At 65.1% G+C, this 17,380-nt stretch carries 17 protein-coding genes; 10 read left to right on the forward strand and 7 right to left on the reverse strand.

Going from position 1 to position 17,380, the window contains the following annotated elements; genetic code table 11:
• Positions 1-197: 197 nt before the first annotated feature.
• From ACVOLQ_RS12390 to ACVOLQ_RS12415, 6 genes are all read left to right on the forward strand, one after another.
• Positions 198-713 carry a MarR family winged helix-turn-helix transcriptional regulator gene (locus ACVOLQ_RS12390; RefSeq protein ID WP_312915495.1) on the forward strand — a complete coding sequence of 172 codons (516 nt, stop codon included), beginning with the start codon at positions 198-200 and terminating at the stop codon, positions 711-713.
• Complete coding sequence (locus tag ACVOLQ_RS12395; RefSeq protein ID WP_481528200.1) at positions 710-2,875, forward strand: FUSC family protein; 2,166 nt, start codon at positions 710-712, stop codon at positions 2,873-2,875. The genes ACVOLQ_RS12390 and ACVOLQ_RS12395 overlap by 4 nt, the downstream gene beginning before the upstream one ends.
• Complete coding sequence (locus tag ACVOLQ_RS12400; protein ID WP_312371221.1) at positions 2,865-3,074, forward strand: DUF1656 domain-containing protein; 210 nt, start codon at positions 2,865-2,867, stop codon at positions 3,072-3,074. Before ACVOLQ_RS12395 ends, ACVOLQ_RS12400 begins: the two co-directional genes overlap by 11 nt.
• 14 nt (positions 3,075-3,088) lie before the next feature.
• A complete protein-coding gene (locus ACVOLQ_RS12405; protein WP_312915497.1) occupies positions 3,089-4,087 on the forward strand; it encodes an HlyD family secretion protein in 999 nt (332 codons plus the stop codon).
• A 64-nt stretch (positions 4,088-4,151) separates the two neighbouring features.
• Complete coding sequence (locus ACVOLQ_RS12410; RefSeq protein ID WP_481528201.1) at positions 4,152-5,243, forward strand: PA0069 family radical SAM protein; 1,092 nt, start codon at positions 4,152-4,154, stop codon at positions 5,241-5,243.
• Between the two features lie 248 nt (positions 5,244-5,491).
• Positions 5,492-5,878 (forward strand): hypothetical protein, encoded by a 387-nt coding sequence (locus tag ACVOLQ_RS12415; RefSeq protein WP_313495522.1) that lies wholly within the window; start codon positions 5,492-5,494, stop codon positions 5,876-5,878.
• Positions 5,879-5,892: 14 nt separating this feature from the next.
• Here ACVOLQ_RS12415 and ACVOLQ_RS12420 read toward each other — a convergent pair whose 3' ends face one another.
• The 5 genes from ACVOLQ_RS12420 to ACVOLQ_RS12440 form a co-directional block, all read right to left on the reverse strand.
• Positions 5,893-6,204 carry a hypothetical protein gene (locus ACVOLQ_RS12420; RefSeq protein WP_313173748.1) on the reverse strand — a complete coding sequence of 104 codons (312 nt, stop codon included), beginning with the start codon at positions 6,202-6,204 and terminating at the stop codon, positions 5,893-5,895.
• Between the two features lie 124 nt (positions 6,205-6,328).
• A complete protein-coding gene (locus ACVOLQ_RS12425; RefSeq protein ID WP_481528202.1) occupies positions 6,329-6,682 on the reverse strand; it encodes a hypothetical protein in 354 nt (117 codons plus the stop codon).
• 65 nt (positions 6,683-6,747) lie between these two features.
• The gene (locus ACVOLQ_RS12430) at positions 6,748-7,467 is read right to left on the reverse strand and encodes a 2OG-Fe(II) oxygenase (RefSeq protein WP_481528203.1); all 720 of its coding nucleotides are present in this window, start codon (positions 7,465-7,467) and stop codon (positions 6,748-6,750) included.
• Positions 7,464-7,892: a nuclear transport factor 2 family protein gene (locus ACVOLQ_RS12435; RefSeq protein WP_481528204.1), complete on the reverse strand. Its 429-nt coding sequence runs from the start codon at positions 7,890-7,892 to the stop codon at positions 7,464-7,466. The genes ACVOLQ_RS12430 and ACVOLQ_RS12435 overlap by 4 nt, the downstream gene beginning before the upstream one ends.
• A 176-nt stretch (positions 7,893-8,068) precedes the next feature.
• Positions 8,069-9,082 (reverse strand): class 1 fructose-bisphosphatase, encoded by a 1,014-nt coding sequence (locus ACVOLQ_RS12440; protein WP_313172860.1) that lies wholly within the window; start codon positions 9,080-9,082, stop codon positions 8,069-8,071.
• Between the two features lie 193 nt (positions 9,083-9,275).
• On the opposite strand from ACVOLQ_RS12440, the gene ACVOLQ_RS12445 reads away from it, so the two are divergent.
• A complete protein-coding gene (locus ACVOLQ_RS12445; RefSeq protein WP_313172859.1) occupies positions 9,276-9,908 on the forward strand; it encodes a hypothetical protein in 633 nt (210 codons plus the stop codon).
• 244 nt (positions 9,909-10,152) lie between these two features.
• A complete protein-coding gene (locus tag ACVOLQ_RS12450; protein ID WP_481528205.1) occupies positions 10,153-11,388 on the forward strand; it encodes an MgtC/SapB family protein in 1,236 nt (411 codons plus the stop codon).
• A gap of 373 nt (positions 11,389-11,761) precedes the next feature.
• Here the strand turns inward: ACVOLQ_RS12450 and ACVOLQ_RS12455 are convergent, their stop codons facing one another.
• Complete coding sequence (locus ACVOLQ_RS12455) at positions 11,762-12,964, reverse strand: amino acid aminotransferase (RefSeq protein ID WP_481528206.1); 1,203 nt, start codon at positions 12,962-12,964, stop codon at positions 11,762-11,764.
• A 175-nt stretch (positions 12,965-13,139) separates the two neighbouring features.
• Here ACVOLQ_RS12455 and ACVOLQ_RS12460 point away from each other — a divergent pair, with 175 nt between their 5' ends.
• Positions 13,140-15,260, forward strand: coding sequence for a TonB-dependent receptor family protein (locus ACVOLQ_RS12460; RefSeq protein ID WP_481528207.1), 2,121 nt, complete (start codon positions 13,140-13,142; stop codon positions 15,258-15,260).
• Positions 15,261-15,505: 245 nt separating this feature from the next.
• Positions 15,506-15,829 carry a hypothetical protein gene (locus tag ACVOLQ_RS12465; RefSeq protein WP_313172864.1) on the forward strand — a complete coding sequence of 108 codons (324 nt, stop codon included), beginning with the start codon at positions 15,506-15,508 and terminating at the stop codon, positions 15,827-15,829.
• A 504-nt stretch (positions 15,830-16,333) separates the two neighbouring features.
• Here ACVOLQ_RS12465 and adhP read toward each other — a convergent pair.
• The gene (adhP, locus tag ACVOLQ_RS12470) at positions 16,334-17,362 is read right to left on the reverse strand and encodes an alcohol dehydrogenase AdhP (RefSeq protein WP_481528208.1); all 1,029 of its coding nucleotides are present in this window, start codon (positions 17,360-17,362) and stop codon (positions 16,334-16,336) included.
• Between the last annotated feature and the right edge of the window lie 18 nt (positions 17,363-17,380).

Here is a 17,380-nt window from a genome sequence, read left to right on the forward strand (position 1 = left end):
GGGGCCGCCTGTTTTTGTAGGAGCGGCGTCAGCCGCGAAACCACTGCTGGATCCGGCGCCGAAAGCGCTCGGCAGCGATGGAATCGGGTAAGCGCTTTGCGCGCCGGGAGTGTCAGCTTCGCGGCCTACGCCGCTCCCACAAAAGCGGGTTCAATTTGTGCATTGCATCAATTGATACATAAATGTAATATACCGGGATGGACAAACCCCTTCCCGCCGCCGGCGGCTACGCCAGCATCGACCAGAAGCTGGCGATCAGCAGCGCCCGCCATCCCGGCTTCCCGCGTGACCAGGCAATGCTGGCGCGGCTGATCAAGCTGGTGCACAAGCTGTTCTGCGACCACGGCAACCAGCTGATGCGTGACTACGGCATCTCCCACCCGGAGTACAACGTGCTGATGATGCTGGACGGCTCCGAGCAGGGCCTCAGCCCGTCGGAGATCAGCGAGGCCGCCAGCGAGAAGTCCTCCAATGTCACCCGTCTGATCGACCAGCTGCTGGCCAAGGGCCTGGTCAGCCGCGAGCCCAGCGCCGAGGACCGGCGCAAGCTGGTGGTGCGGCTGAGTCCGGCCGGTGAGCAGCTGATCGAACAGGTGATGCCGGCGGTGATCCAGCAGCTGCAGCAGTTCTTCAGCGGTGTCGAGCCGGCGGAACTGCGCCAGACCGAAACCGTGCTGACCCGCATCCTGATGGGGCTGGAACAGCGGCCATGAGTGCACGACCGGCTGAGTACGCGCCGGGCGCGCAGAAGTCCCCCAACACGTTGCTGCGGACCGTCGCCCAGGCCATGAGTGGCGAGCGCGCGGTGTGGGCTTACATCGGCAAAGTGCTGGTGGCCTTGTACCTGTCCGGCTGGTTGGCAATGCGGCTGGGCATGAGTTCGCCGGGCACGGCGATGATCACCGTGCTGGTGGTGATGAACCGCAATACCGGCATGGTGCTGGCCAAGGCCTTCTACCGTGGCCTCGGCACGGTCGTGGGCTGCGCGATGGCGGTGTTGATGGTGTCGCTGTTCCCGCAGAGCCCGGTTGCCCTGGTGACGGTGATGGCCTTGTGGGCCGGCTTCTGTGCCGGTGGCTCGGTGTGGAGCCGCGGCATGGCGTCCTACGGCTTCGTGCTGTCCGGCTACACCGTGGCGATGATCGTGTTCCCGGTGCTCAACCACCCGCAGAACATCCTCAACAGCGCGCTGGAGCGCACCGGCGAGGTGCTGCTGGGCATGGCGGTGACCAGCGTGGTGTTCGACGTGCTGTGGCCCAACCGCCTGCGTGCCGGACTGCGCGCGGCTGATGACGGCAACCTCAACGACTTCCTCGGCTTTGTCGCCGATGCCATTGGTGGACGGCTGCAGGGGTTCGAGGTGATCGAGCGCACCCAGAGCCGGGTGGTGCAAGGCGCGATCAACTTCGAAGACCTGCGCGCCATGGCCTGGTTTGATGATCCGATCCTGCGCAGCAGCAACGGCCAGTTGAAGCTGATCAACCAGCACTTCATGGCTGCCACGTCACGCTTCCAGGCGCTGCACCACCACATCGATCGCCTGCAGCGAAGCAAGGACGAAAGCCTGGTCGCGGCCATCCGGGCAAGCCTGAAGCCGTTGTCGCAGCTGTTGGACGACAGCGCCCTGCGCGATGACGTGCCGGCCCTGGCCAAGGCCATGCAGCAGTGGTGCCAGCAGCTGGATGCGGCCTTCGCCCAGGAACGGCGCGCGTTGCCGGTGGCCCAGCAAGGTCGCTTCGACGCCAGCGCGCTGCTGGTGCGCCGCTTCGCCGAAGAGCTGCAGGCCTATCTTGCCGCCAAGGCGCGCATGGAGACCGGCAACGGCCGCCTGCGTGGGCATGCCCCGCGCCTGGGCAAGGTGCGCTTCACCCGCGCCAATGACTGGTACGCAATCGCGCTGGCGGCGGTGCGCTGCTTCGTGGTGATGCTGGCGCTGTCGCTGCTGTGGTTGAGCAGCAGTTGGAACCAGGGGGGCCTGGCGGTGTTCGGCATGGCCGCGCTGGTGGCCATGTCCTCGGCGGCGCCGGACCCGCTGTGGGTGGTGCGCCGCGCCACCATCGGCCACGTGGTGGCACCGTTCTTCGCCATACCCGGCTTCATTGCCATGGCGCTGGCAGCGGACTTCCCGATGCTGGTACTGCTGACCCTGCCGTCGATGATTGCCTCGCTGTACATCTCCACCCGGCCGCGCTTCGCGGTGATCGGCATGGCGCTGAACGTCGGCATCCTGGTCTCATGGAACATGGGGCCGCATTTCCATCCCAGCGCACAGGCCTATCTGGACAACTCGCTGACGCTGGCGGTGGGTGCCTTCATCGCCACCGGCGTGTTCATGCTGGTGCCGGGCCTGCCCGGCAGCAAGCAACGCCAGCGCCGGCTGCTGGAGCGCCTGCGCGCACAGGTGCAACTGGCGGTGAGCGCGCCGTTGTCCGGCTTGCTGCCGAAGTTTGAAAGCGTCAGCCGCGAACTGTTCCAACAGATAGCCAGCCGCACCGCGCCGGGCAGCCGACCCTCACGCCAATTGTTCGAATGGGCGTTGCTGGTGCATGAAGCGGGACATTGCGCGATCGACCTGCGCCATGACCTGGCCGAACAGCAACTACCCGCTGCGCTGCGCGCGCAGATCGAGCAGGCGCTGGCACAGCTGGGCCAGCTCTATCGCGAACCGCAGGCACGCACCCTGGGTGATGCCAAGGCCAGCGTAAATGCCGCGTTGGCCGAGCTGTCCGGCCCGCAGACGCAGGTGCTGCGCGCCGTGCGTGATCACCTGCATCTGCTGCAGATGAGCCTGGACGACAGCGCCTCGGTGCTGGCCGCCTACGTGCAGCGTTCCCGTCGCCAGCAACGCCTGAAGGAGGCACGCCATGCCGTTTGAAGTATCCATCGGCGATATCTATTTCCCCGGCGCGCTGGTGCTGGTGGTGCTGTTGCTGCCGGTGTTCGGCCTGCTCGATTACGGCCTGGGCCGGGTCGGCCTGTACCGCCGCGCGCTGCACCCCTCACTGGTGCGCGTGGCCCTGTTCGCCAGCATCTATTGCAGTGCCCTGTTGCTGTTCCTGCCCCACTTTTCCTGATTGAGGACGTTCCGATGAAAACCGCCAGCCTGATACGAGGTGGTGTTACCAGCCTGGTGGTGCTGCTTGCCGCCGTGCTTGCCTATGTGGTCTGGCACCAATACATGCTCAGGCCCTGGACGCGCGATGCGCGGCTGCGGGCCGAGGTGGTGCGTATTGCGCCGGATGTGTCCGGCCTGGTCACCGAGGTGGCCGTGCATGACAACCAACTGGTGAAGAAGGGCGATCTGCTGTTCGTCATCGACCGCGACCGCTATGCATTGGCCGTGGCCAAGGCCGAAGCCGATCTGCAGGCCGCCGAAGCCGCTGCGCGCGCTGCTGGTGCATCGATCTCCGCCGCCAGTGCCGGTGCCAGTGCCAGCCAGGCCGAATACCAGATGCGCCAGCAACAGGCCCAGCGCCGCGCCCAGCTCGACGGCATCGTCTCGCGCGAGTCGCAGGCCGATGCCCGCGCCGTGGCCCAGGCCGCACAGGCCAGCTGGAAGCAGGCACAGGCCAGCGCACACGCCGCCAGCGCCGGCAGCCAACAGGCCGGCGCCGCCCTGCAGCAGGCGCGGGTCATCCTGCAGCAGGCGCAGCTGGAACTGGCCCGCACCGAAGTGCGCGCCAGCGCCGACGGCACCATCACCAACCTCGACGTGCGGGTTGGCGACTACGCCGCCGCCGGCCAGGCACGGATGGCGCTGGTCGCCAGCGAAGGCATGTGGGTGTATGGCTACTTCGAGGAAACCAAGCTGCCCAAGATCCATCGCGGTGACGCGGTGGATATCCGCCTGATGGCCGGTGGCGTGCACCTGCAGGGTAAGGTCGAAGGCATCGCCACCGGTATTGCCGATGCGGCCGGCCCTACCAGCAGCAACCTGCTGGCCGAGGTCGAGCCCACCTTCAACTGGGTGCGGCTGGCGCAGCGCGTGCCGGTGCGGGTCAGCATTGATCCGGCCTCGGTGCCGACCGATGCGGTGCTCAGCGCCGGCATGAGTGCCACTTTGGTGATCAAGCCCAAGGCTGGCTGAAGCAGGTGCTGGATGAATGCGTGGCGTCGCACATCCTGCGACAGCCGCGCGTTAGCGTAGGCATATGCCTACCCCGATCAAGGGCCGCGGTGCCAGCACCTACCTGCCCGGCCGTTTTGAAACCCAGACCAGCGAAGCCGTCGACGACGGCTGGGCAGTCGATGAAAGCGAGGAATTCGCCGCCGCGAGGCTGCGTACCGATGTGCGCCCGGAGACGGCGCGCAGCATCATCAGCCGCAACAACTCGCCGGACGTGGGCTTCAGCCAATCGGTGAATCCGTACCGCGGTTGTGAGCATGGTTGCTCCTACTGCTTCGCCCGGCCCACGCATGCCTATCTGAACCTGTCGCCGGGGCTGGATTTCGAAACCAAGATCTTCGCCAAGACCAATGCGGCCGAAGTGTTGCGGCGCGAGTTGTCCAAGCCCGGCTACGTACCGCAGCCGATCGCGCTGGGCATCAACACCGACGCCTACCAACCGATCGAGCGCAAGCTGGGCATCACCCGCCAGCTGATCGAGGTGATGCAGGAAACCCGGCATCCGTTCTCGCTGATCACCAAGAACGCCCTGGTCGAACGCGACATGGACCTGCTGGCGCCATTGGCCGAGCAGCAACTGGTCAGCGTGCACTTCTCGGTGACCTCGCTGGACCCACACCTGTCGGCCAAGCTCGAACCGCGCGCCTCGGCACCGCATGCACGGCTGCGCGCGATGCGCAGGCTGAGCGATGCCGGCATTCCGGTCGGCGTGATGGTGGCGCCGGTTATTCCGTGGATCAACGACGCCGAACTGGAGTCGGTACTGGAAGCTTCACGCGATGCCGGCGCCAGCAGCGCCGGTTACGTGTTGCTGCGCCTGCCCTACGAAGTGGCACCGCTGTTCCGTGATTGGCTGGATGCGCATTACCCACAGCGCGCGGATCACGTGATGAGCACCATCAACCAACTGCGCGGCGGCAAGGATTACGACAGCCAGTTCGGCAAGCGCATGCGCGGCGAGGGTGTGTATGCCGACCTGCTGGCAAACCGCTTCAAGCTGGCCAGCAAGCGCTTGGGCTTCAACGCATCGCGACAGCAATGGCCATGGCTGGACTGCAGCAAGTTCATTGCACCGCTGCCCCCGAAGAAACCGTCCCTGCAAGGCGAGTTGTTCTAAGCCCCGCCGGTAGTGCCGAGCCATGCTCGGCAGCAGGCAATGTCACTTGTGGGTGCGGCGTGAGCCGCGAAGCCGACAGCAATGAAGCTGCGAGCATCTTTTCCACCTCGGTTGGATCACCAGCTTCGCGGCTGACGCCGCTCCTACAAGGCATTCAGGGCATTGCCGGTAATGCCTCTGTCGGGTGTGGCGTTGTTCTACAGTTGGTGGGTTACGCTGCCTGTTGAATTCTGCAGTCGGAGCGATTCATGCGCAGGCAATACCACTTCCGTAAAAGCGAGGCAGGTTTATTGGCCTGGGACGTGCATCGTTTGATCGCACTGAGCCATGATCTTCCCGTTTCCTACATCGCACTATCAGCGGTCGCCGAGCTGGACGAAGCTTATTGGTGGGACGCCGATTCACGGCCCCCGACATGCAGGCAGGTAATCGAGCATATGCAGCTGGTTGAAGCAGCGGACCTGCAGTATCCGATCATCCTCTGCCCACAGGGACGGGTGATGGATGGCATGCATCGCGCGGCCAAGGCATTGCTGTTGGGGAAGAATGAGATCGCAGCAGTACGTTTGCGGGAGCTGCCTTCGCCGGATCATGTCGGCGTTGACCCGGACGATCTCTGCTACGACGAGATATGAGGCAAGCAGATCTATCAGTCCCCGCCGCCATCACCGCCACCTCCGTCGCAGGACACTGCATCACCGCAATCGCTTCCGCCGGCATGATGGCTGGGGATATCGCCAACCATCATGCCGGCGTCAGTTGCCTGGCTGCGTGCAGCGGCAGGCAGCAAGGATGTGGCGAATGCCAGGCAGAGCACCGCACCAATGACCGGTAACAGCCAGACCACAGCGAGTTGGAGCAGGCGTTGCGTACCGGTCTGACCGTCGATGCGGAAGACAAAGATGCTCGCTATCACATTGAGAAGAACTACCAGCAGCGCAAACAACGCAAGCCATTTCATTGGTGGGCACCTCTGTGATGACGCAAGGTTGCAGCAGTCTCTGTAGTGCCGAGCCATGCTCGGTAGATGCCTGACCGGTAGAGCCCCAGCGGAGCATGGCTCCGCTCTACCAAGGGCACATCGCTCAGGATGCAGGCCTCATCTGCACAACGCAGAAGCTGCCCGGCCACCGGGCCAGATGACCTCCGGATTTTTGTGTGTAGACCCCGGTTAGAAGTACATGTGCGTCCTTCTCTGCGAAGAAAGGTGAAAGGCCATCGATCCAGATGCCTTTGGCGTAATCACGCGCGTAGATATCCACGCCTGCATCTGAATACAGTGCGGAGTATTCGAAACCATGCGAGTAATAGCCGGAGACGGAGACTGCGCGCCCTTCGTACTGGTGGCCGTTTGCGAGGAGCTCGTCGAGGGAAACGGGTTGAGGAACACCGATGTGGCGCTCACAAAAACTGTTGACCGCAGGTGGGGCGTGTTTCATCTCTGGAGGTGGTGGACAAGCGCAGGCCGACAACAACAGAGAACTCAGAGCGAGCGGGAGTAATCTCATGCAGCGCCGTGGCCTGTCGTCTCGCCATACAAGCGCTGCGCCGACTGGAACAATATCCAACTGGTTGCAATGAACTTATCCCCACCCTGTGGCCGATTGCCGCGATGGGTGTGGGTGAACGCTGTCGGTGCGATCAACAGGCTGCCAGTACGCGGCACCACCTTGCGTTGCTGGAACAGGAATTCGGTTTCGCCATCCTCGAAGCCGTCATTGAGGTAGAGCGTCCAAAGTAGATGCCGGTGCAGGGTTTCACCGCCTGGGTCGCGCGGGAACAGCTCGCAGTGCCAGTAGGGATAGCCGCCCTCACCTGCTGTGTACCACTGCAGGTTGATCGCGCCGGGACGCAGGCAGGTGCGCGCGAGTTCGGATAGGGCGGCATCGTCCATAGCCTGGAAATCCTCCGCGCTCAGTCGTCGCGCTTGGCCTTGCGCATCGGCTACCTGCAGCATCAATGGCGAAATCAGCACCTGTGGATAACGCCGCAGGTAATGCAGCATGCCGTTGAACACTGCCTGCTGCAGGCGCTGCTCGACATCGCGCCAGCCCTCGTTGCCGCTGATGCGCAGGTCGTGGCTGCGCTTGAGTTCAGGGAACACGCCGCTGCCGACCTGGCCGGGCTTGAGCTGGGTGCTGTGGCGCAGGCGTTCGACGATGGCAGCGCAGTCGGCATTGCTCAGCGCGTTGTCGTAGACCTCGATGAAGTCGGGCACGCTCATTGCGCGGTCTCCACCAGCCGTGAGGAATGCGAGGCCAGCATCTGCCATTGGCCGTCGCGCAGCAGCCAGACGCGGGTGAAGCGGAACCTGCCCTCCCAGGGTTTGCCATCGCTGATGGCGGCTTGCACGCTGGTGCCGGTGATCACCGCTGTATCGCCATGCAGGCGGACCTGCACGTCTTCGTTGTCGATGCGGGTGTTGCGGCGCTGGCGCGTTGCCAGTTCGTGCAGATAGTCGGCCTTGTGCTGCACGCGGCCGTCGGAATGGGTGAGCAGCCAGTCTTCAGCAAGCAGTGGTGCTAGCGCTTTGGCATCGCCTTGCAGGCGTAGTTGGTTCCACGCCGTATCGGCTTGTTCAAGCGTTACCGGTGTTTGTGCCCCGGCCCAGCTGGGAAGCAACAACAACAGCAGGATCAATCCACGCATCGACGGTATCTCCGGAGAGCTGGCGTCGATGGTGGCGCGAACCGCCCCGCATGTGTAGTGCCGAGCCATGCTCGGCAGGGGCATTCCCGGCAAAGTCGGAAAGGCCTCAAAGGCCACCCCTCCCCAGCCCTCCCCTCGCCTGCGGCAAAGGGAGGGGGCAGAAGCGGGTTCGCGGCTCAGCCCTGCAGGTCGTGCTCGCGGTGGTAGCGGGTGGCTTCGGCAACTTCGTTCTTCGAGCCCAGGAACACCGGCACGCGCTGGTGCAGCTGGGTCGGGGCGATGTCGAGGATGCGCTCGCGGCCGTTGGTGGCGGCGCCGCCAGCCTGTTCGACCAGCAGCGACATCGGGTTGGCTTCGTACATCAGGCGCAGCTTGCCGGCCTTGGACGGATCCTTCTTGTCCCACGGGTAGATGAAGATGCCGCCGCGGGTCAGGATGCGGTGCACGTCGGCCACCATCGAGGCGATCCAGCGCATGTTGAAGTCCTTGCCGCGCACGCCGTCCTTGCCGGCCAGCAGATCGGCCACATAGCCCTGCATCGGCGCTTCCCAATGGCGCTGGTTGGACATGTTGATGGCGAATTCCCTGGTGTCCGCCGGCACCTGCATGCCGCGCTGGGTCAGCACGAATTCGCCGGTTTCGCGGTCCAGGGTGAAGGCGTGGGTGCCATGGCCGACGGTCAGGACCAGCATGGTGCTGGGCCCGTAGATGCAGTAACCGGCCGCCACCTGCTGGGTGCCCGGCTGCAGGAAGTGCTCGTCGCCCGGCTTATCCACACCCTTGGGCGAGCGCAGCACCGAGAAGATGGTGCCGACCGAGACGTTCACATCGATGTTGGAGCTGCCATCCAGCGGATCGAACAGCAGCAGGAAGTCGCCCAGCGGGTATTCCGACGGCACCGGCTGGCTGTGGTCCATTTCCTCGGAGGCGCAGGCGGCCAGGTGGCCACCCCAGGCATTGGCCTCGAGCAGGATCTCGTTGGAGATCACGTCCAGCTTCTTCTGCGCCTCACCCTGCACGTTGCCGGTGCCTGCATCGCCCAGCACGCCGCCCAGGGCGCCCTTGCTGACGGCGATCGAGATGCTGGTGCAGGCGCGGGCGACCACGGCCACCAGCTGACGCAGGTCGGCATTGATGCGCTTGGCATGCTGTTCTTCGATCAGGAAGCGGGTCAGCGACGTACGGGACATGGACAGGAGCTACCTTCAGACGAAAGGGGCGCTATTGTCGCGGGTTGTCCGCTTTTTTACGAGTCGATGGCCGAGGCCTGTCCTGTTCTGGACAGGACGGGTCATCCCGTTGCGCGCTGCCCGGCTTGTCGATGTTGAAGGGATGTTTCGGCAAAATGGTCGATCAAGCAACGTCTTAGGGAAGAAGGTGCAAATGAAGGGAATCCTCCAATACGGGAGCCGAACCGCGGCCAGGCTGATTGTTGGCCTCACGCTGGGCCTGTGTACCGGCGTGGTGATGGCTACCCCCTCCCTGTTCGAAGGGCTGCAATGGGGAGCGACCCAGAGCCAGATCCGCGAGGTATTTGGCGATCAGCTGAAGCTGCTCCCTTGCAGCGACGCGCAACGCCAGGCAGAGGCGGACGGCGGCGCGAGGCGGGCGTGTGACAGCCCTTATGTCGAGGATTACACGATCGACGGCATCACTTTCCTGGTGGTCTTCAACATGGCGGGCGAAGGGCAGACGCTGAACACCATTTACCTGGACCGCGGGGCCACCGTGACCAATGCGCAGATCCGCAAGGGAGAGGGTGCCGAGTTCCGATACAACCGGGTAAAGCGGGTGCTGGCCCAGCGGCACGGTGAGCCAGGCGAAGTAAACGAAACCAGCCGGCGGCCGAAAGACCAGCCGGTGGTTCTGCACACCAAATGGATCATCGATGACACGGTGATCAGCATGACCAACACCATCATTCCCGACCCCCGCGGCCAGATGTACTACCTGGGCCTGGTCTACAAGCCATTGGCCGAGGCCATGAAGCCGCTGGAGCAGAGCCCGGCGCGGTAGATGGGGTGCTGCAGGACGGCACGAACGCGCTTCGGAACGTCTGTGGACAAAAGTGGACAGCGGCGCGGGGTCGGCGCGTCATGCAGGCATCCGCGCAGCGGAGAACCAAGCTGCAACGGGCATCGGCGAGGTTATCCACAAGTGTTTGGGGATAACGTCTTTTGGGTATGAAATGTGGATAAGTCCGGGGGCATTGGCTTTATCCACAGGCTCAGTACCATGCGGGGCCCTGCTGGAGAACACGATGGATTGGAATCAGGCCACACACGGTTTGCTGACTGCCCTGGGCATCGGCCTGCTGATCGGCGCGGTGCGCGAACGCCAGCACGGCGGGCGCAAAAGCCTGCAGGCCGGGCTGCGCACGCATGCGCTGGCGGCCTTGCTGGGCGCGGCCGGGTTGCTGCTGGGCCAAGCGGTCTTCGTGGTCGCCCTGCTGGCGGTGGCCGCGCTTGCCTGGACCAGCTACCACGTCACCTCACGTGAAGACCCCGGGCTGACCGGCGAGATCGCCCTGTTGATAACTGTGCTGCTGGGTGGCCTGGGCATGCAGCAGCCGGCGCTCGCAGCTGCGCTGGGCGTGGTGGTGGCGATCCTGCTGTGGGCCAAGGCACCGCTGGCACGGCTCAGCCGCGACCTGATCAGCGACCAGGAGATGCGCGACGCCTTGCTGCTGGCCGCCTGCGCGCTGGTGGTGTTGCCGATGCTGCCCGATACCGCGGTTGATCCCTGGGGCGTGCTGGTGCCGTCCAAGCTGTGGCAGATCGTGGTGCTGGTGATGGCGGTGGGCATGCTGGGCCATGTCGCACTGCGGGCGGTGGGCGCGCGCTGGGGCCTGCCGGTGGCGGGGTTCTTCTCGGGGTTTGCCTCCTCCACCGCGGCGGTGGCCGGCTTTGGCCGCAGCAGCCGCGATGCTGCGGCGCTGGTGATGCCGTCGGTATCGGCGGCGTTGTTGGCAAATCTCGCCTCTTTGCTGCTGTTTGTCGCTGTTATCGGCACCAGTTCGGCGGCGTTGTTGAAGGCGTCCGCCTGGCCGCTGGCCGCGGCGTCGCTGGTTTTATTGCTGTGCTCGGCGCTGGGACTGCGCCATGTGGCCGATGAGGCGGTGCCACAGGGGCCGGCCAGCAAGGCCTTCCAGTTGAAGCATGCCCTGGCGATTGCGGCGGTGATTGCGGTGGTCCTGTTGCTGTCCGAAGGCCTGCGGCAGCTGTTTGGCCAGGCCGGGGCATTGGCCGGGGCGACGATTGCAGCCTTGGGTGAACTGCATGCGGCGGCGGCGAGTATTGCCGGGCTGACGGCTTCTGGTGGTTTGGAGTTGGCGCAGGCGCGTTGGGGTGTGGTGGCCTTGCTGGCTTCGGCGTCGTTGGCCAAGTCGGTGCTGGCCTTTGCCAGCGGTGGCCCGCGCTACGGCGCCGGGGTGGCGATCGGCCTGGGGATGATGGTGGCGGCTGCGGCGGTGGTTACCTGGGTGGTGCCGGGGTAGTTGTTGGATATCCACAGGGGCTTGTGGATAAGGCTAGGGGCAATGGCGGGAGCAGGAGCAACGGCACCCCTCCCCAGCCCGTCCGGCCCGAAGGCGCAGCCTTCGGTCGTTCATCAGGCCGCGCGCCAATGGCGCGCAAGCGGGCCTTCTTCACCCCCTTGCCTGCGGCAAAGGGAGGGGGCAGCCGCCTGCAGCCCTCACCATTTTGCGAACTGCAGCTTCGGCCCCTCCCTTGCGCAACGCGCAGGGGAGGGTTGGGGAGGGGTGCTCTTGAGCTTCAAAGCTCTTTCTCCACACCCTTATCCACAACCTCAAAACCACAAAAAAGCCCGGGTTTCCCCGGGCTTCTGAACACATCCGCAGTAACGCTGGATCAGCCGCGGCTGACGTCGTAAACCGCCTTGGCCACGTAGTCCAGGTTCTTCTGGCTCAGCGCGGCCACGCAGATGCGGCCGGTGCCGACGGCGTAGATGCCGTAGTCGTCACGCAGCTTGTCCACCTGTGCCTTGCTCAGGCCCGAGTAGGAGAACATGCCGGCCTGCTGCTGGATGAAGCCGAATTCCGGCGCGCCCAGGGCGGCCAGCTTCTGCACCATGCCGGCACGCAGGGCGTGGATGCGCTCGCGCATTTCGGTCAGCTCGGCTTCCCACACGCCACGCAGCTCGCCACTGTTCAGCACGCCAGCGACAAGCGCGGCGCCATGGGTGGACGGGCTGGAGTAGATGGTGCGGATGATGCGCTTGACCTGCGACTGCACGGCCTTGGTCGAGGTCGCGTCCGGGCCCACCACCGACAACGCGCCGACGCGCTCGCCGTACAGCGAGAACGACTTGGAGTACGAGTTGGCGACGATGAAACTGTCGATGCCGGCCTCGGCGACGATGCGCACGGCCTGGCCGTCCTGCGCGATGCCCTTGTCGAAGCCCTGGTAGGCCATGTCGATGAAGGGGAACAGCTGGCGGTCCTTCATCAGCGCGGCAACCTGCTTCCACTGCTCGGTGCTCAGGTCGGCGCCGGTCGGGTTGTGGCAGCAGGCGTGCAGCAGCACCACGGTGCCCGGCTGCAGCTTCTGCAGGTCGGCCAGCATGCCGGCGAAGTCCAGGCCATGGGCGGCGTTGTCGTAATAGGTGTAGTCGACCACGTCGAAACCAGCGGCACCGAACACGGCGCGGTGGTTTTCCCAGCTCGGGTTGCTGATGGCGATGGTGGCGTGCGGCAGCAGGCGCTTCAGCAGGTCGGCGCCGACGCGCAGCGCACCGCTGCCACCAACGGTCTGCGAGGTCGCGACGCGGCCAGCAGCCAGCAGGTCCGAACCCTCGCCGAACACCAGCTTCTGGGTGGCCTGGGTGTAGGCCGGCAGGCCATCGATGGGCAGGTAGCCGCGCGGTTTGGCCTCGGCGGCCAGCGTCTGCTCAATCTGCTTGACGGCGCGCAGCAGCGGAATGCGGCCGTTCTCGTCGTAGTAGATGCCCACGCCAAGATTGACCTTGGTGGTGCGGCTGTCAGCGTTGTAAGCCTCGGTCAGACCCAGAATCGGGTCACCAGGTACCTGTTCCACGTTTGCAAAGAAGGACACGGCGATACTCGTATCAGTGGCGGGGAGTGGGGGTGCTCGGCGCGGGATGCTGCAACGACGCGCTCAGAACCGCGTCATCCTAACAGGGCTGGAGCCCGCTGGCCGTAGGGTTTCAGCTGGAACTTCAGCGCGCGGGGCAATGACGCTGCCTGCGTGGATCGGAGATGATGGCCGGATGCGTACTTGTAATCGTTTTTTTGCGTTTTCGGGGCTGATGCTGGCATTGCCGGCGCTGGCCGACGAGTTGCCCACCGCAACCCTGGATCGGGTGCAGGTCCAGGCGGCCAAGGTCCACGCGGTGGATGATTTCGACCTGCCCGCGTCCAGCACCACGCTGGCGCTGGACGCCGACGGCAATGGCCGTGGCGCGCAGGTATCCGAAGTGCTGGGAGCGGTGCCCGGCTTACTGGCACGTGACCGTCAGAATTACGCACAGGACACCCAGCTGTCGCTGCGCGGCTTTGGCGCGCGCTCCACCTTCGGTGTGCGCGGGGTGCGGCTGCTGCTCGACGGGGTGCCGGCGACCATGCCCGATGGCCAGGGCCAGCTCTCCCACTTCAACGTGTTCGGCGCCGACCGGGTGGAGGTGCTGCGCGGGCCGTTCTCGGCGCTGTACGGCAATTCCTCCGGCGGCGTGCTGCAGCTGTGGAGCGCGGACGGGCAGGACGGCGATCCGTGGCGGTTGCGCAGCAGCCTTGGCAGCAACAACACCTCCAGCACCGGCGTGCAGCTCAAGGGCCTGGCCGGAGTTATGCACTACAACGTGGCGGCCAACCATTTCCGTACCGATGGTTGGCGCGCGCACAGTGCGGCCCGCCGCGAATCGGTGAATGCGCGGCTGGGCGTTGATCTGGCGGCGGGCCAGCGGCTGGAGCTGCTGTTCAACGGCTTCGATGCACCGCACGCGCAGGACCCGCTGGGGCTGAGTCGCGAGCAGGTGCGCGAGAACCCACGCCAGGCCACCGCCGTGGCCACGCAGTACAACACCCGCAAGTCGGTGCGGCAGACACAGTTGGGGGCTGTCTACAGCGTCGAGCGTGATCAACAGACCTGGCGGCTGATGGGCTATGCGGGGCAGCGTGCGGTGGAGCAGTTCCTGGCGATTCCGCCGGGGCCGCAGAACAGCCCGCTGCATTCCGGCGGGGTCATTGATCTGGACAGCGATTACGGCGGCGTGGACGCGCGCTGGGCCTGGCATGGGCAACTGGCGGGCCAGCCGCTGGAGCTGGTGATTGGGGCAAATGCCGACCGTCAGCAGCAGCACCGTACCGGCTACGAGAACTTCATCGGTGGCACCCTGGGCATCAAGGGCCGGCTGCGTCGCGACCAGAATGACCGGGTGCAGAACATCGACCAGTTCGCGCAGGCCTGGTGGCAGTTCAGTCCACGCTGGTCTGCATTGTTGGGGGCGCGCCACAGCGAGCTGCAGTTCCGTTCGCGCGACCGCTACATCACCGCCACCAATCCCGATGACAGCGGCCGTCGCGACTACTCGGCGACCACGCCGGTGGCGGGCCTGGTGTTCCGCGCCAGCGACGATCTGCGTCTGTATGCCTCGGCTGGGCGTGGCTTTGAAACGCCTACCTTCAACGAGCTGGGCTACCGCGCCGATGGCGGCGCAGGTCTGGCGCTGGACCTGGCGGCCGGCAGCACACGCAACTACGAGATCGGCAGCAAATGGCGCGCGCAGAGCGGCGCGCGGCTGGAACTGGCGCTGTTCCGTGCCGACAGCGATGACGAGTTGGCCGTGGCGACCAATAGCGGTGGCCGCAGCAGCTACCGCAACATCGGCGCGACCCGGCGGCAAGGTGTCGAGCTGAGCTGGCAGCAGCCGATTGCCCCCGACCAGCAGCTGCAGCTGGCTTACACCTGGCTGCAGGCCAGCGTGCGCGATGCCTACCTGACCTGCACCGGCCTGCCCCCGCCCTGCACCCAACCCAGCAATGTGGTGACTGCCGGCACGCGTCTGCCAGGCGTGCCGCGTCAGCAGCTGTTCGCACGCTGGCAATGGCAGCCGGGTCCGTGGCAGTGGGCGACTGAAGTGGTGGCTGCCAGCGACATAGGCGCGAACGATCTTGGCGGCGCCAGCGCAGCCGGTTATGGCCTGCTGAATCTGGAGATGGCGCGGCAATGGACGACGGCTCGTGGGCCGCTGCGCGCCTTCGCGCGCGTGGACAACCTGCTCGACCAGCGCTACATCGGCTCGGTGATCGTCAACGACGGCAACCAGCGCTACTACGAGCCGGGCCCGGATCGCAGTTTTACCGTTGGCCTGCAGTGGCAATGGGCGCGGTGAGTGGCAGAGCGCGCACTTGGCCCCCTCCCTTTCGCGTAGCGAAGGGGAGGGCTGGGGAGGGGTGCCTTTGCCTTTGCTTTTGTCGTCGCACCTAGCCCAACAACCACCTGAACATCTCGCTCACCCCTCGCTAACGGCCACGGGCGTATCTGTGACCGCCCAACAGGGAGGGTTGTGCCATGTACCGCCCCGATCGAGTGGAGCATCCGCTAGCGCCTACGTTGTTTGGTGCTGATCCCAAGCTGATGCGGCGAGGCCGGCTCAGGCGCAGCCAACATGCGGCCGACGAGGTGGCGCAGGATTTCGTGCAGTACAGCCTGGACGACTATGCGCGGCGGCGACGCGGTGCGCGCGGTTGGCTTGACCTGCAACCGGCCTATGCATTTGCACTGGCCACACATGCGGCGGACTGGCCGCGCGGCAACAGCGATACCGACGGCGAGCTTGCCGAACATTGGGAGCAGGCACGCGGCGGCTCACGGCTGCGCTGGGAGCAGGTGCGGGACCTGGTCGAAGACGCATGGCTGGCGCTGGACCGCATACCGGTAGCAGCGGTGCACGCACGCTAGGAAGAAGGTGGGGAGGCTTTTGTGGGAGCGGCGTCAGCCGCGAAGCTGGCAACGCTTGGCTACCGATGGGTATGCAATCTGAAAGTGCATGAGCTCTTGCGGCTTCGCCGCACCCTCTCCTGCCTTCGGCGCGCAGCTGTTTTGTAGGAGCGGCGTCAGCCGCGAAGCTGGCAACGCTTGGCTACCGATGGGTATGTAATCTGGAGATGCATGAGCTCTTGCGGCTTCGCCGCACCCTCTCCTGCCTTCGGCATCCTCTCCCGCAAGGGGAGAGGAGAAAAGCCACAGCCAAAGCCACAGCCACAGCCCCAGCCACATCCCCAGCCACACCCACAGCAAACGCAACACCACAGCCACAGCCACAGCCACAGCCAAAGCCACAGCCACAGCCACAGCCAAAGCCAAAGCCAAAGCCAAAGCCAAAGCCAAAGCCAAAGCCAAAGCCCTCAAAGCAACCCGACCAGCACACCCCGGGGGAGGTGCGGATGTGCTGGCCGGCTGCGGTCAGGCGTTGAAGTCCAACACCACGCGCCCTTCAATCGCACCTGCGTGCATGCGCTTGAACACGTCGTTGATGTTCTCCAGCTTGTCGGTGCTCACCGTCGCCGCGACCTTGCCATCGGCAGCGAACTGCAGCGATTCCTGCAGGTCCAGGCGGGTGCCGACAATGGAACCGCGCACTGTGATGCCATTGAGCACCATGCCGAAGATGTCCAGCGGGAAGTCACCCGGCGGCAGGCCGTTGAGCGACACCGTGCCGCCACGCCGCACCATGCCCAGCGCCTGCTCGAAGGCCTTGGGCGATACCGCTGTCACCAGCGCGCCATGCGCGCCGCCGATTTCCTTCTTCAGGAAGGCGGCCGGATCCGTGTTGCGGGCATTGACGGTGACGCTGGCACCCAGGCGCTTGGCCAGGGCCAGCTTGCTGTCGTCGATATCCACCGCGGCAACGTTCAAGCCCATCGCCTTGGCGTATTGCACCGCCATGTGGCCAAGGCCGCCGATACCGGAAATCGCCACCCAGTCGCCGGGCTTGGTGTCGGTGACCTTCAAACCCTTGTAGACGGTGACGCCTGCGCACAGGATCGGTGCGATCTCGACGAAGCCGACTTCCTTGGGCAGCAGGCCGACGTAATTGGCATTGGCCAGCGCATACTCGGCGAAACCACCGTTCACCGAGTAGCCGCTGTTCTGCTGCGCTTCGCACAGGGTTTCCCAGCCACCCAGACAGTGCTCGCAGTAGCCACAGGCCGAATACAGCCACGGGATACCGACGCGGTCGCCTTCCTTGATGTGGGTGACGCCCGCACCGACCGCAACGACATGGCCGACGCCTTCATGACCGGGAATGAACGGGGGATTGGGCTTCACCGGCCAGTCGCCTTCGGCGGCGTGCAGGTCGGTGTGGCAGACGCCACAGGCTTCGATCTTGACCAGGATATCGCCAGCGGCCGGGCGCGGCACGGTGACCTCTTCGATCACCAGCGGCTTGCCGAATTCGCGGACTACTGCCGCCTTCATCGTCTTGTCCATCAATCGATCTCCTTTGTG

This window comes from Stenotrophomonas sp. STEN031 (genome assembly GCF_056759975.1).

What these genes read in the sequence shown, in the direction of transcription:
- ACVOLQ_RS12390 (WP_312915495.1), top strand. Translation starts at nt 198, where the DNA reads ATGGACAAACCCCTTCCCGCCGCCGGCGGCTACGCCAGCATCGACCAG.
- ACVOLQ_RS12395 (WP_481528200.1), top strand. Translation starts at nt 710, where the DNA reads ATGAGTGCACGACCGGCTGAGTACGCGCCGGGCGCGCAGAAGTCCCCC.
- ACVOLQ_RS12400 (WP_312371221.1), top strand. Translation starts at nt 2,865, where the DNA reads ATGCCGTTTGAAGTATCCATCGGCGATATCTATTTCCCCGGCGCGCTG.
- ACVOLQ_RS12405 (WP_312915497.1), top strand. Translation starts at nt 3,089, where the DNA reads ATGAAAACCGCCAGCCTGATACGAGGTGGTGTTACCAGCCTGGTGGTG.
- ACVOLQ_RS12410 (WP_481528201.1), top strand. Translation starts at nt 4,152, where the DNA reads ATGCCTACCCCGATCAAGGGCCGCGGTGCCAGCACCTACCTGCCCGGC.
- ACVOLQ_RS12415 (WP_313495522.1), top strand. Translation starts at nt 5,492, where the DNA reads ATGCGCAGGCAATACCACTTCCGTAAAAGCGAGGCAGGTTTATTGGCC.
- ACVOLQ_RS12420 (WP_313173748.1), bottom strand. Translation starts at nt 6,204, where the DNA reads ATGAAATGGCTTGCGTTGTTTGCGCTGCTGGTAGTTCTTCTCAATGTG.
- ACVOLQ_RS12425 (WP_481528202.1), bottom strand. Translation starts at nt 6,682, where the DNA reads ATGAAACACGCCCCACCTGCGGTCAACAGTTTTTGTGAGCGCCACATC.
- ACVOLQ_RS12430 (WP_481528203.1), bottom strand. Translation starts at nt 7,467, where the DNA reads ATGAGCGTGCCCGACTTCATCGAGGTCTACGACAACGCGCTGAGCAAT.
- ACVOLQ_RS12435 (WP_481528204.1), bottom strand. Translation starts at nt 7,892, where the DNA reads ATGCGTGGATTGATCCTGCTGTTGTTGTTGCTTCCCAGCTGGGCCGGG.
- ACVOLQ_RS12440 (WP_313172860.1), bottom strand. Translation starts at nt 9,082, where the DNA reads ATGTCCCGTACGTCGCTGACCCGCTTCCTGATCGAAGAACAGCATGCC.
- ACVOLQ_RS12445 (WP_313172859.1), top strand. Translation starts at nt 9,276, where the DNA reads ATGAAGGGAATCCTCCAATACGGGAGCCGAACCGCGGCCAGGCTGATT.
- ACVOLQ_RS12450 (WP_481528205.1), top strand. Translation starts at nt 10,153, where the DNA reads ATGGATTGGAATCAGGCCACACACGGTTTGCTGACTGCCCTGGGCATC.
- ACVOLQ_RS12460 (WP_481528207.1), top strand. Translation starts at nt 13,140, where the DNA reads ATGCGTACTTGTAATCGTTTTTTTGCGTTTTCGGGGCTGATGCTGGCA.
- ACVOLQ_RS12465 (WP_313172864.1), top strand. Translation starts at nt 15,506, where the DNA reads ATGCGGCGAGGCCGGCTCAGGCGCAGCCAACATGCGGCCGACGAGGTG.
- adhP (WP_481528208.1), bottom strand. Translation starts at nt 17,362, where the DNA reads ATGGACAAGACGATGAAGGCGGCAGTAGTCCGCGAATTCGGCAAGCCG.